General features: G+C 72.4%; 9 protein-coding genes. 6 read left to right on the top strand and 3 right to left on the bottom strand.

From position 1 onward, the window contains the following. Positions 1 to 32 precede the first annotated feature (32 nt). The 3 genes from ACIBQ8_RS20335 to ACIBQ8_RS20325 all read left to right on the top strand — a co-directional run bounded on the left by ACIBQ8_RS20335 (position 33) and on the right by ACIBQ8_RS20325 (position 5,265). Entirely contained in the window at positions 33 to 926 is an 894-nt protein-coding gene (locus ACIBQ8_RS20335) for an ABC transporter ATP-binding protein (protein WP_397192690.1), read from the top strand. After that, positions 923 to 2,575, top strand: coding sequence for a hypothetical protein (locus tag ACIBQ8_RS20330; RefSeq protein ID WP_397192689.1), 1,653 nt, complete (start codon positions 923 to 925; stop codon positions 2,573 to 2,575). Before ACIBQ8_RS20335 ends, ACIBQ8_RS20330 begins: the two co-directional genes overlap by 4 nt. 68 nt (positions 2,576 to 2,643) lie before the next feature. Beyond that, the gene (locus ACIBQ8_RS20325; RefSeq protein ID WP_397192688.1) at positions 2,644 to 5,265 is read left to right on the top strand and encodes a phosphoenolpyruvate carboxylase; all 2,622 of its coding nucleotides are present in this window, start codon (positions 2,644 to 2,646) and stop codon (positions 5,263 to 5,265) included. 54 nt (positions 5,266 to 5,319) lie between these two features. On the opposite strand, the gene ACIBQ8_RS20320 is transcribed toward ACIBQ8_RS20325, so the two are convergent. After that, a complete protein-coding gene (locus tag ACIBQ8_RS20320; protein ID WP_397170348.1) occupies positions 5,320 to 6,399 on the bottom strand; it encodes an epoxide hydrolase family protein in 1,080 nt (359 codons plus the stop codon). Positions 6,400 to 6,558: 159 nt separating this feature from the next. On the opposite strand from ACIBQ8_RS20320, the gene ACIBQ8_RS20315 reads away from it, so the two are divergent. Further along, complete coding sequence (locus tag ACIBQ8_RS20315; protein ID WP_397170346.1) at positions 6,559 to 8,358, top strand: hypothetical protein; 1,800 nt, start codon at positions 6,559 to 6,561, stop codon at positions 8,356 to 8,358. A 103-nt stretch (positions 8,359 to 8,461) separates the two neighbouring features. Here ACIBQ8_RS20315 and fdhD read toward each other — a convergent pair whose 3' ends face one another. Further along, entirely contained in the window at positions 8,462 to 9,304 is an 843-nt protein-coding gene (fdhD, locus tag ACIBQ8_RS20310; protein ID WP_397192687.1) for a formate dehydrogenase accessory sulfurtransferase FdhD, read from the bottom strand. Continuing rightward, positions 9,301 to 11,505, bottom strand: a complete 2,205-nt coding sequence (locus ACIBQ8_RS20305) for an FdhF/YdeP family oxidoreductase (RefSeq protein WP_397170343.1) — start codon at positions 11,503 to 11,505, stop codon at positions 9,301 to 9,303. The genes fdhD and ACIBQ8_RS20305 overlap by 4 nt, the downstream gene beginning before the upstream one ends. An 85-nt stretch (positions 11,506 to 11,590) precedes the next feature. Here ACIBQ8_RS20305 and ACIBQ8_RS20300 point away from each other — a divergent pair, with 85 nt between their 5' ends. Together ACIBQ8_RS20300 and ACIBQ8_RS20295 are read left to right on the top strand one after the other, a co-directional pair. Then, entirely contained in the window at positions 11,591 to 12,412 is an 822-nt protein-coding gene (locus ACIBQ8_RS20300) for a biotin--[acetyl-CoA-carboxylase] ligase (protein WP_397170341.1), read from the top strand. A 45-nt stretch (positions 12,413 to 12,457) separates the two neighbouring features. After that, a complete protein-coding gene (locus tag ACIBQ8_RS20295; protein WP_397170340.1) occupies positions 12,458 to 12,976 on the top strand; it encodes a PH domain-containing protein in 519 nt (172 codons plus the stop codon). Positions 12,977 to 12,993 lie beyond the last annotated feature (17 nt).

Genomic DNA, 12,993 nt, shown 5'->3' with positions numbered 1-12,993 from the left:
GTTAGGCTAACCCGTCCTCCTAGAGTGGATCCATGACGGATGCGGTTCGCTCCCACGGCCTGTACAAGCGCTACGGCGCCCAGGTCGCGGTGGCCGGGGTCGACCTCGTGGTCCCGGCGGGCAGCTTCGCGGGTCTGGTCGGTCCCAACGGGGCCGGCAAGACGACCACGCTGAGCATGATCACGGGCCTGCTGCGGCCCGACGGCGGCCAGGCCGCGATCGACGGGTTCGACGTCTGGCGCGACCCGGTCGCCGTCAAGGCGCGCATCGGCGTGCTGCCCGAGGGGCTGCGGCTGTTCGAGCGGCTGTCGGGCCGCGAGCTGCTGCTCTACAACGGCCGGCTGCGCGGCATCCCCAAGGCCGACGTCGAGCAGCGCACGGGCGAGCTGCTCGACGTGATGGACCTCACCGGGGCCGCCGACAAGCTCGTCGTCGACTACTCCACCGGCATGCGCAAGAAGATCGGGCTGGCCGCGGCGCTGCTGCACAACCCGTCCGTGCTCTTCCTCGACGAGCCGTTCGAAGGGGTCGACCCGGTCAGCTCCAACACCCTGACCGAGGTGCTGCGGCGCTTCACCGCCTCCGGCTCGACGGTCATCTTCTCCAGCCACGTCATGGACCTCGTCGAGCGGCTGTGCGACTGGGTGTCGGTGATGAGCGGCGGCCACATCGTCGCCCAGGGGCCGCTGGAGCAGGTGCGCGGCGGCTCCAGCCTCAACGAGGCGTTCATGCGGCTGGTCGGCGGCGGCTCCCGCGCCCACGGCCAGGCCGGGCTGAGCTGGCTCGGCGCCCGCCACGGCGACCAGCCCCCGACCGCACCCCCCGCCACGCCCCCTGCCATGTCCCCGACCGCGCCCCCGACCGCGCCCCCGACCGCAACGTCTGCCGCGCCTCCGGCCGCTGCCGCGCCCCAGGACACGCCGTGAGCACGGCCGGGAAGGCGCCGGGGAGCGTCGCCGGGGCCGCTTCGGAAAGAGCCGCCGGGGCGTCCGCCGTCACGGGGTCGCCCATGGCGACGGCCGCGCTGTTCGCGCGGCTCAAGCTGCGCCTGATGGCCGGCAACCTGCGCGGCGACGTGCAGCGCAAGCTCGGATTCGTCTTCACCCTGCTCGCCGCGGCCGGCCTGGCCGTGCTCGGGTTCCTGCTGATGAGCCTGCTCAGGCTGGCGCCCTCCGACGCCGCCGCCGAGCTGGTGATCGTCGCGTTCGCGTTCTTCCTGGTGAGCTGGATGATCGTGCCGCTGCTGGCGTTCGGGCTCGACGACACGCTCGACCCGGCGCGGCTGTCGCTGTTCCCGCTGCGTACGCGCGAGCTGGCCGTCGGGCTGTTCACCGCGTCCGCGACGGGCGCCTGGCCGCTGGCGATGCTGATCATCACGGCCGGCGCGCTGGTCGGGCTGCCCACGGGCATCGGGGGCGTGCTGCTCGGCGTGCCCGCGGTGCTGCTGCAGTTCGCGCTCTGCGTGGTCACCTCGCGGCTGATCACCACCTCGCTGTCCGGGGCGCTGCGCAGCCGGCGCGGGCGGGACGTGCTGGCCGTGGCCGCCCTGTTCGTGGTGCTGCTGGCGCAGCTGCCCAACCTGCTGATGAACCGCGGGCTCGGCGACCCCGCCGCGATCCTCCACCGGCTGGCCGGCGTCCTGCGCTGGACGCCGCCGGGCATGGCCGCGCACGCCATGGCCGACGGCGGCCTGGTCGGCGTGGCGGAGCTGGCCGTCGTCGCGGTGCTGGTCGTGGTGGTCGCCTGGCTGTGGATCAAGGCGCTCGGCCGTGCCCTGGTCTCGCCGGACGCCTCGACGCAGGCGGCCTCCGTTCGCCGGGAGCGCGGTCTGGCCGACCGGCTGCTGCCCGACGGGCCGCTGGCGGCCGTGGTGACCAAGGAGCTGAAGTACATCAGGCGCGAGCCGAGGTTCCGCGTGGGCTGGTTCTCCTCGGTCGTGGTGACCGTCGTCCTGGCGTTCTCGCTGAACAACAGCACCGAAGGGCAGGCGGGGCCGGTGCTGCCGGTGCTGATCACCGGCATGGGCGCGCTGATGATCTCGTTGCAGTCGGGCAACGCGTTCGGCATCGACGGGCGTTCCCTGTGGATGAACGCCGTGGCCTTCGGCTCGGAGGAGGACCTGCGCCGCGACCTGGCGGGCCGCCACCTGGCCAACTGCCTGGTCGCCGCGCCGCTGCTGGTGCTCGTGGCGGTCGCGACGGCGTTTCTCACCGGCAGCCAGGGGGCCGTCGTGCCGGCGTTCCTGACCGGGCTGGGGGCGCTCGGCGTCGGGCTCGGGGTCGGCTCGGTGACCAGCGTGACGATCCCGTACACGCTGCCCGAGCGGATGAACGCCTTCAGCGGCGCCGCGCCCGGCCAGGGCGGCCAGGCGTTCGCCTCGTCGATCGGGGCGATGCTGGGGATCGCGCTGATGTCGCTGCCGATCGTGCTGCCGCTGGCGTTCGGGCTGACGTGGGTGTCGGTGCTCGCGCCCTTCTACGGCCTGCTGATCGAGATCCTCGGCAGACGCCTGGCCGGCAAGATCGGCTTCCCCCGTCTTCCGGAGTTGCTGGCGGCGGTGTCCAAGCCCAGCTAGGGAGTGGTCTAGTCCAATGGGCGAGACCGCCATGCGGTCGCAGAAAGCGAGTCGATACCCTTCGAAGCATGATTGACCAGGGGCTCGAGCGTCGTAGTGCCGCCGTGACCGAGATGCCGGACGAGCTGCGCCACGACGTGCGCATGCTCGGCAAGCTGCTCGGCCAGGTGATCGCCGAACAAGGTGGCGAAGACCTGCTGGCCGACGTCGAACGGTTGCGCAAAGCCGTCATCGCGGCGCGCAGAGGCGAGATTTCCGCCGACGAGATCACCGAAATGGTCGCCGGATGGGAGATCGAGCGGGCGGTCGCGGTCGCCCGCGCGTTCACCTGCTACTTCCACCTGGCGAACCTGGCCGAGGAGCACTACCGGATCCGCACGCTGCGCGAGCGCGACGCCGAGGGGAGGGTGCAGCGGGAGTCGCTGGCGCAGGCCGTCCACGAGCTCGGCGAGGAGCGCGTGAGCGAGCTGTTGCAGGGGCTGGAGCTGCACCCGGTGCTGACCGCGCACCCCACCGAGGCGCGCAGGCGCGCGGTCGTCACCGCCATCCAGCGCATCAGCGGCCAGCTCACCGAGTACAACGCGCCCGGCCGCGGCGCGTCGGAGCGCGCCGAGAGCAGGCGCCGCCTGCTGGAGGAGATCGACCTGCTGTGGCGGACGGCCCAGCTGCGCTCCACCAAGCTCGACCCGCTCGACGAGGTGCGCACCGCCATGGCCGCCTTCGACGAGACGCTGTTCCGCATGGTGCCCCAGGTCTACCGCTCGCTCGACGCGGCGCTCGACGCGGGCACCGGCACCCGTCCGCCGCTGGCCAGGCCCTTCATCCGCTACGGGAGCTGGATCGGCGGCGACCGCGACGGCAACCCCAACGTCACCGCCAAGGTCACCCGCGACACGATCCAGATCCAGTCCGAGCACGTGCTGACCGCCCTGGAGACGGCCTGCACGCGCATCGCCCGCACGCTGACCGCCTCCGCCCAGTTCTCGCCCAGCTCGGCCGAGCTGAAGGGCGCGCTGGCCGCGGCCATCGACGCGCATCCCGAGCTGGTCTCCGAGCTGGCCACCCGCTCGCCGCGCGAGCCGCACCGCCAGTGGCTGCTGTACGTGGCCGCCCGCATCGCCGCCACCCGCCGCCGCGACCTCGACCTCGCCTACCGCGCGCCCGCCGAGCTGCTGGCCGACCTGCGCCTGGTGCAGGAGTCGCTGGCGCGCAGCGCGCCGCGGCAGGCGTACGGGGAGCTGCAGCACCTCCTCTGGCAGGTCGAGACGTTCGGCTTCCACCTGGCCGAGCTGGAGGTGCGCCAGCACTCGCAGGTGCACGCGGCCGCCCTGGAGGAGATCAGGGCCGGCGGCGAGCTGTCGGAGCGCACCGAGGAGGTGCTGGCCACGATCCGGGTGATCGCCTGGATCCAGGAGCGGTTCGGCGTCACGGCCTGCTCCCGCTACGTGGTCTCCTTCACCCGTTCGGCCGACGACATCGCGGCCGTCTACGAGCTGGCCGGGCACGCCCTGGGCGACCGGGCGCCGGTGCTCGACGTGGTGCCGCTGTTCGAGTCCGGCCAGGACCTGGCGAACTCGCCGGCCGTGCTGAGCGGCATGCTGGAGATCCCGCAGATCCAGGACCGCCTGGCCGCGACCGGCCGCCGCATGGAGATCATGCTCGGCTACTCCGACTCGGCCAAGGAGCTGGGCCCGGCGGCCGCCACCCTCCGCCTGTACGAGGCGCAGGAGGAGCTGACCGTGTGGGCCCACGAGCACGACGTCAAGCTGCGCATGTTCCACGGCCGCGGCGGCGCGCTCGGCCGCGGCGGCGGCCCGGCCAACCGGGCGGTGCTGGCGCAGGCGCCCGGCTCGGTCGCGGGCCGCTTCAAGGTCACCGAGCAGGGCGAGGTCATCTTCGCTCGTTACGGGCACATCGCCATCGCCCGCCGCCATCTGGAGCAGGTCACCAACGCCGTGCTGCTGGCCTCCTCGCCCACGGTCGGCGCCCGTACGGCGGCCGCCGCCGAGCGGTTCCGCGGCCTGGCCCGGCAGGTGGCCACGGCCTCGGAGGAGGCCTACCGGGCGCTCACCGAGGCCCCCGGGTTCCCCGAGTGGTTCGCGCTGGTCAGCCCGCTGGAGGAGATCGGCTCGCTGCGGCTCGGCTCACGTCCGGCCCGCCGCGGCCTGGGCGCGCCGCGCTCGCTGGACGACCTGCGGGCCATCCCGTGGGTGTTCGCCTGGGCCCAGACCCGCGTCAACCTGCCCGGCTGGTACGGCCTGGGCACCGGCCTGGCCGCCGTCGGCTCCCTCGACGAGCTGCGCGCGGCCTACGCCGAGTGGCCGCTGTTCAACGCGATGCTGGACAACGCCGAGATGTCGCTGGCCAAGACCGACCGGTCGATCGCCAAGCGCTACCTCGCACTCGGCGGCCGGGACGACTTCGCCCGCCAGGTGCTGGAGGAGTACGACCGCACCCGCGAGCTGGTGCTCCGGGTGACCGGCCACACGCGGCTGCTGGAGAACCGCAAGGTGCTCTCGCGGGCCGTGCAGCTGCGCGACCCGTACGTCGACGCGCTGTCGCACCTGCAGCTGCGGGCGCTGCGCGCGATGCGCACCGAGGACCTGTCGGAGCAGGAGCGCGAGCGGCTGTCCACGCTGCTGCTGCTGTCGGTCAACGGCGTGGCCGCCGGCCTGCAGAACACCGGCTGAGCACACGCGCGGACGGCCCGGCGGGGGGGCCGGGCCGTCCGAAAGCGCGGGGAATCAGCGCAGGCTGTCGAAGAAGGCCGTGATGTCGGAGGTGAGCGCCTCCGTGGCGGTGTGGGCTGTGTAGTGGCCGTGGGCGGGGGCGGGCAGGGTCTTCCACGAGACGATGCCGTGGTGGTCGCGCTCGGCGAAGCGGCGGATCGACGCGAAGTCGCCCTCGGCCATGGCCAGCGCGGTCGGGGTGGTCGTCGGCTCCTGCGGCTGCTCCATGCGGGCGTTCTCCCAGTAGAGCCGCAGCGCCGAGCCGGCGGTGCCGGTGAACCAGTGGATCGAGGCGTTGGTCAGCACGAAGTCGTCGTCCAGGTCCTCGTCGAAGAGCTGGGCGAGCCAGCCGACGAGCCCGGCGGGGGAGTCGGCGAGGGCGTGCGCGAGCGTCTGCGGCTGCTGCGACTGCAGGACGTTGAACGCGCCCTTCTCCTTCCAGAACCAGTCGAGCACGGCCAGCCCCGCCTGGTCCTCCTCGCTCAGCCCGGCGAACTCGGCCGGGTCGCCGGAGGGGAAGGAGAACAGCTGGGTGACGTGCACGCCGACGACGTGCTCGGCGTCGATCCGGCCCAGCTCGGGGGAGATCATCGAGCCGCCGTCGTTGCCGACGGCGCCGTAGCGCTCGTAGCCGAGGCGGGCCATCAGCTCGGCCCAGGCCCCGGCGATGCGCCGGTTGTTCCAGCCGAGCTCCTTGGTCGGGCCGGAGAAGCCGAAGCCGGGCAGCGACGGGACGACCACGTGGAAGCGGCGCGACAGCGGCTCGATCGCGGCGAGGTACTCGGCGACGGTGCCGGGCCAGCCGTGGGTGAGGATCAGCGGCAGGGCGTCGGGGTTGTCGGAGCGTACGTGGATGAAGTGGATGTTCTGCCCGTCGATCTCCGTGGTGAACTGCGGGTGGGCGTTGAGCCTGGCCTCCTGGGCGCGCCAGTCGAAGCCGGTCTGCCAGTGGGCCACCAGGCGCTTGACCCGCTCGACGCCCACGCCCTGGTCGGCGCCGGGGATCTCGTCGGCGAAGCGGGTCAGCGCGAGCCGGGCGCGCAGGTCGTCGAGGTCGGCCTGGGAGATCTCGATGCGGAACGGGCGGATGCTCATGAGGGGTCCTCTCGACCGAAGAAGCGGAACGGCTTGTTCTGTTCCAACTATAGCAGAACGGAACGCTTCATTCCACGAGCGTCACAAGAGGGCTCCAAGTGACTTCCAAGGATCACTGAGCAGCATGGGGGCTTTGACAGCGCAGAAAGGGACCCCCTCATGAAAAGGACAGCCTTGCTGCTGGGCACGGTGATGCTCGGCAGCCTGCTGGCCGCTCCTCCGGCCCTGGCTGCCACCGCCCCGGCGACCTCGGTGACCAGGGTCAGGGCCGTCCCCGCCGGTCAGGCGGGCGAGTGCCCCACGACCGTGGCCTTCTCCGCCACGGTGGCCGCCAAGGGCAAGGGCATCGTGCGGTACCGCTGGGTACGCGGTGACCGCAGCAAGAGCGCCATCAGGAGCTTCCGCGTCGACGGCGCGCGCAAGGTCGTCGTGAGGGACCGCCAGACCTTCGACCGCGACACGACCGGCTGGCAGGCCGTCGAGGTGCTCGGCCGGCGCGGACTGTCGGCCAAGGCCCGCTTCCGCGTCGCCTGCGCCGGAGCCCCGCAGCGGTACGACGTGGTCAACCCGCTGCCCGCGCAGCCGGACAGGCCGCTGGAGGCCGCCGCGAGCGTGCAGGCGAGCCCGGCCCGCCAGGACGGCCGCTGCCCGGCCACCGTGACCTTCACCGCGACCATCCAGGTCTCGCGCACCCCCGCCAAGGTCGGCTACCAGTGGATCGACAGCGCCACGGGCGAGGGCAGGGTGGAGTCGCTGTACTTCGCCGCCGGCGCCCCGCGCAGCAGGCAGGTCACGCTGCCGCTGTCCGTGGGCACCTCCACCTCGGGCTGGCGGTCGGTACGCATCCTCAACGCCGGCGGCCACGACTCCGCGCGGGCGTCGTACGAGGTGACCTGCCGCGTCACGCCGGACCCCAAGCCGACCACCACCCCGACCAACACGCCCACCCCGACGCCGACGATCTCCTCGACGCCCACGCCGACCACGACCACGCAGCCCCCGGCGCAGCAGCCGCAGGCGGCGATCAGCGCCCTGACGCCCGGCGACTACGCAGGTTACTGCGACGAGCCGATCGCCTACCAGGCCACCGGCCGCATCACCCTCCCGGCGGGCCCGGCCGCCAGCGTCGGCTACTGGTGGACCCTCGACGGCGCCGAGTGGCAGCACCAGACCGTCAGCTTCCCGGCCGGCACCCAGCCCAGGTCGCAGGACGTCACCGCCGCCTGGAGCCTCGACCAGTCGAAGACCGGCTCCCACAAGCTGGCCCTGACCACCCAGCCCGGCGCGGCCCAGGCCGCCGAGCGCACGTTCGCCCTGTCCTGCACGGCCGACCCCGACCCGGCCAAGCTGGCCATCCCCTACGTCCTGACGCCCGTCTACCGGGGCGACTGCACCGGCTCCATCGGCCTGCGGGTGGACGCCCGGATCACCACCGACCGCGACGCCGACGTCCGGTACCGCGTCGTCGTGGACGGCAAGCCCGGCCCGGTCAGGACGCAGGACGCCAAGCCCGGCAGGGCCCAGTCGATCGGCGACTTCTTCTACATCAACCCCAAGGCCTCCGGCACCGGCGTCATCCGTCTTGAGGTGCTGAACCACAACAAGCCGGTCAAGGAGAAGCCGTACACGGTGACCTGCGTGCCGGTGGACTCGTCGCCGGGGACGGTGCGGATCAGCGAGTTCCAGCCGGTCCACTACTTCGGCGACTGCGCCGAGGCCCCGTACGTGACCGCTCACGGCGCCTTCCGCGCCGCGCCGGACACCGAGATCACCTGGCGCTGGGTCGTCGACGGCAAGCCGATGGAGCCGGCCACGTACAAGACCAACAGCGGCGGCTACCTTCAGGTGCAGGCCTCCCACTGGCACCGGGACACGAAGACCTCCGGCGTGGTCCGGCTTGAGGTGCTGAACCACAACAAGCCATCCGCCGAAGGCGTGTACCCCGTCACCTGCGAATAGCCCTCACAAGGCACATCCAACCGGGACACGAGCCGCCGTGATCATCCTGGGGTTCCGTCATCGCGTAGGAACCCCAGGATGAGATGGACAGCCCTGCCGCCGACTAGGACGTGACGACCCGCTCCTGCCCGGCGTAGACGTTGCAGCGCTCGCCGCGCAGGAACCCCACCAGCGTCAGCCCGAACTCCCTGGCCAGATCGACGGCCAGGGACGAGGGCGCCGACACCGCGCAGACCGCCGGGACGCCGGCCGCCAGCGCCTTCTGCATGATCTCGTAGCTGGCCCTGCCGCTGACCATGAGCACGTGCTCGGCCAGCGGCAGCCGGTCCGCCAGCGCCGCCCAGCCGACCAGCTTGTCCACGGCGTTGTGCCGGCCGACGTCCTCGCGCAAGGCCAGCAGCGTGCCCGTCGCCGAGAACAGGCCCGCCGCGTGCAGCCCGCCGGTCTTGCCGAACACGCCCTGGGCCGCGCGCAGCGCGCCGGGAAGGCCGTAGAGGACCTCGGGGGTGAGTTCGAGCGAGCCCCTGGGGATCGGCTTGCACCGGCCGTGCAGCGCGTCGAGGCCGGCCGAGCCGCAGACGCCGCACGCGCTGGAAGTGAGGAAGTGCCGGTCGAGCGCGGGCAGGTCGGGCACCGGCCCGTGCAGGCGGACGGTGACGGTGTTGTAGCGGGCCTCGGGCGGCAGGTCGTCGTCGGTGCAGTACGCGATGGCCGCGATGTCGTCCGGCCCGGCCAGGCCCTCGCCGCTCAGGAACCCGGCGGCCAGCTCGAAGTCGTGCCCGGGGGTGCGCATGGTGATGGCGACCGTCCTGCGGGCGCCGTCGCCGCCGATGAGGCGGATCTCCAGCGGCTCCTCCGTGGCCAGGTCGTCGCGCCGGTCTCGGGCGCCGGACCCGGCCAGCTCCCGGATGCGGATGCGGGTGGTGGGCCCGGGGCGCGCCTTCACAGCGGCCGCACGGTGACGACCGCGTTGTAGTCGGGGATGCGCGCCTGCGGCGAGCGCCGGGCCTCGTCGAGCAGGACGTTCCCCTCCGGCCAGTGGATCTGCAGGTTGCCCGGCATCAGCGGGGCGCGCAGCACCTTGCCCTGGTAGGAGCGCTCGCCCGCGCGCAGCTCGACCGGGGCGCCGTCGGCCAGCCCGAGCCGGTCGGCGTCGTACGGGCTCATCAGCACGGCCTCGCGCGCCGCGCCGTTGAAGCCGTCGAGCCGCTCGTGGACCATGCTGTTGAACTGCTTGCCGCGCCTGGTCGCGACCTTGAACGTGCCGTCGGGACGCTCAAGGGCGGGCGGCTCGACCACGGAGAAGACGGCCAGCCCGTCGGGCGTCTGGAAGCGGCCGTCGGCGAAGAGGTGGCGGCCGCCGTACTGGACGTTGTCCCCGAACTTCCGCAACCCGGAGATGCCCTGGTAGAACGGCACGACCTGCTCGATCTCCGCACGGATCTGCGGAGTGCCGGTGAACCGCACATGGTCGGCGATCTCCGGACGGGTACGGGCGGCCAGCTCGGAGAAGATCTTCCACTCCGGCCACGCCTCGCCCACGCGCGGCCCCTCGACCTCGGGCGAGAAGATGATCCGCCGCTCGGTGGAGGTCTCGGTCACGCCGCCGACCATCTCGTAGCGCGTCTGGGCGGGCAGCAGCAGCACGTCGCCCTCGCCCGGGACGAGCATCTGCGAGGACAGCACGATGTCGATGTGCACCCGCAGCCCCAGCCTGGACAGCGCCTCGCGGCAGTAGGCCGGGTCGGGCAGCACCTCCAGGAAGTTGCCGCCGGAGGAGACGAGCGCGTCGAGCTCGCCCCGGTGGGCCGCGTCGATCATGTCGGTCGCGGTCAGCCCGGCCGTGTCGGGCACCTGGAAGCCCCACAGGTCGGTGAACTTGGCGGCGTTGGCGGAGGTGATCGGCAGGCCGCCGGGGAAGCCGGTCGCGTACGCGCCCATCTCGGCCCCGCCCTGCACCCCGCTGTGCCCCCGGATCGGCATCAGCCCGCACTTGTCGCGCCCGAGGAAGCCGCGCGCGAGCGCCAGGTTGACGATCGCCCGGACGTTGTCCTCCCCGTAGGCGTGCTGGGTGATGCCCATCGACCAGACCAGCACCGCCGACCGCGCCCGGCCGAGCAGCTCGGCCAGCCGGAACATCTGCTCCTTGGTCGCCCCCGAGAGCGCTTCGAGCTCGGCCCACGACTGGCCCTCGACGGCCTTGCGCGCCTCCTCGAACCCGGACGTGCGCCCGGTCACGAACGCCTTGTCCACCCAGTCGTTCTCGATGAGGTGCTTGAGCACGCCGTTGAGGAAGCCGATGTCGCCGCCGACGTTCACGCCGAAGAACTCGTCGGTGATCTTCGTGCCGAACAGCGCGGACTCGGCGTTGGAGGGCACCCAGTACTTGTCCATGCCCGGCTCGCGGTAGGCGTTGACCATGGCGATCCGGGTGCCGGCCTTCTTGGCGTGGTAGAGGTACTTCATCGCGACCGGCTGGTTGTTCGACGGGTTCGAGCCGATGAAGACGATCAGGTCCGAGCCGATCCAGTCGGTGTAGGAGCAGGTCGTGGCCGCCGCGCCGATGGTCTGCTTGAGCGCGACCGTCGAGGGCGAGTGGCAGATGCGGGCGGCGTTGTCGACGTTGTTCGTGCCGAGCGCCCGCACCGCCTTCTGCGCCGCGTAGTAGTTCTCGTTGGGCACCCCGCGGCTGGTCAGGTACGTGCCGAAGCGCGCGCCGCGCAGCCGCTCGGCCGCCACCCGCAGCGCCTCGTCCCACGTGAGGCGGGTGAAGCCGGGCTCGCCGGCCCGCCGCAGCATCGGGTACGGCAGCCGCCCCAGCTCCCGCAGCTCCGCGCTCTTCCGCCCGGCCAGCCCGGAGACGTCGCGCAGCAGCGACACGTCGAGCGCGGGCATGGTGTTGAGCGGCAGCAGGCGCAACCTGATGTTGCACAGGTGGATCTCGTCCATCGTCCAGTCGCGCATGCCGTGCGTGCCGAGCGCGCAGCCGTCGCAGGTGCCCTGGTTGAGTATGCGCCAGGCGTAACGCCTGTTCCCCTTGACCGACCTGAACGCCTTCCACAGCTCCAGGTAGTTGTTCGGCTTGCGCAACCCGAGGCCGAAGGGCCGCCACGAAGCCCAGTTGCGAGGGTCAGGACGTCTGCTCATCCCCCCATCTTTACCCCTCATGCGGACTTCGAGACCAGCCGGTGCGGTGCGACGACCTCGGCGCGAGTTCGGCCAAGATAGGGGGATGGCCTCCTCGCGCTACTCCGACCTCGACCGTCCGCCGCTCTCGGAGGCCGCGCTCAACCGCGCGCTCGTGCGTCCCGGCGCCCTGTGGACGGGCGTCACCGTCGTCGAGACCACCGGCTCGACCAACGCCGACCTCGCCCTGGCCGCCCAGGCCGGGGCCGAGCAGGGCCGGGTGCTGGTGGCCGAGTCGCAGGTCGCCGGCCGGGGCCGGCTCGACCGCGCCTGGTCGGCGCCGCCGCGGTCCGGGCTGACGTTCTCCGTCCTGCTCAGGCCCACGGCGCCGGTGCCGGCCCAGGGGTGGCTGCCGCTGCTGTACGGCGTGGCCGCCGCCTCGGCCGTGCGCCGGCTGGCCGAGGTCGACGTGCGCCTGAAGTGGCCCAACGACCTGCTGGTGGGCGAGCGCAAGCTGGCCGGAGTGCTGGCCGAGCGGGTCGACGACGCCGTCGTCATCGGCATGGGGCTCAACGTCTCCCTGCGCGCGGAGGAGGCCCCGGTCGAGACGGCCACGTCCCTGGCCATCGAGGAGGCGGCCTGCGTCGACCGCGACCCGCTGCTGCGGGCCGTGCTGCGCGAGGTCGAGGGCCACTACCGCGAGTGGGAGGCGGCCGGCGGCGACGCCGAGGCCGCCGGGCTGCGCGCCGCCTACCTCGCCGCCAGCGCCACGGTCGGCCGCGACGTCCGGGTGGAGCTGCCGGGCGAGCAGGTGCTGACCGGGCGGGCGACCGGCATCGACGGCTCCGGCCACCTCCAGGTCGAGTCCGGCGGCGAGCGCTACACGCTGGGCGCCGGAGACGTCGTGCACGTGCGGGCCGCCCGTTGAGCCGGGGCGTAGCCGCTCGGCCGGGTTGGTGGCAGCATGTGCGGCATGACCCTTCCCGACCACCATCTGACGCAGGGTGAGCAGCGCGTCCGATCCTTCCATCCCCACTGGAAGCGCCTCGTCGGCCCGTTCTTCGCGCTGATCCTCATCGCCGCGGCAGCGGGTGCGGCCCTCTACTTCTTCCCCACCACGTGGGGGGAGAGCGTCACCTCCTACGGCAGGATCGCCGTCGTCGTCATCGCCGTGATCCTGCTGACGATCTTCTCGTTCGTGCCCTACCTGCAGTGGAAGAACACCGGGTACGTCCTGACGACCCACCGGTTCACGATCAGCGTGGGCGTGCTCAACAAGTCCACCGACGAGATCCCGATGGCCAAGGTCAACACCGTCAGCTCCGACCAGACGTTCATGGAGCGCATGCTCGGCTGCGGCACGCTGACCGTCGAGTCCGCGGGCGAGCGCGGCCAGATCGTCCTGCGCGACATCCCGCGCATCCAGGACGTCCGCATGGACCTGTTCAAGCTGGTCGAGGACGCGTCCGACGGAGAGATCGACGGCCGCTGAGGTTGGCGTAGCCTGCT

The sequence above is a fragment of the Nonomuraea sp. NPDC049646 genome (genome assembly GCF_044465525.1).
Lineage (GTDB): Bacteria > Actinomycetota > Actinomycetes > Streptosporangiales > Streptosporangiaceae > Nonomuraea.
This window is presented reverse-complemented; position numbering and strand designations above follow the sequence as displayed.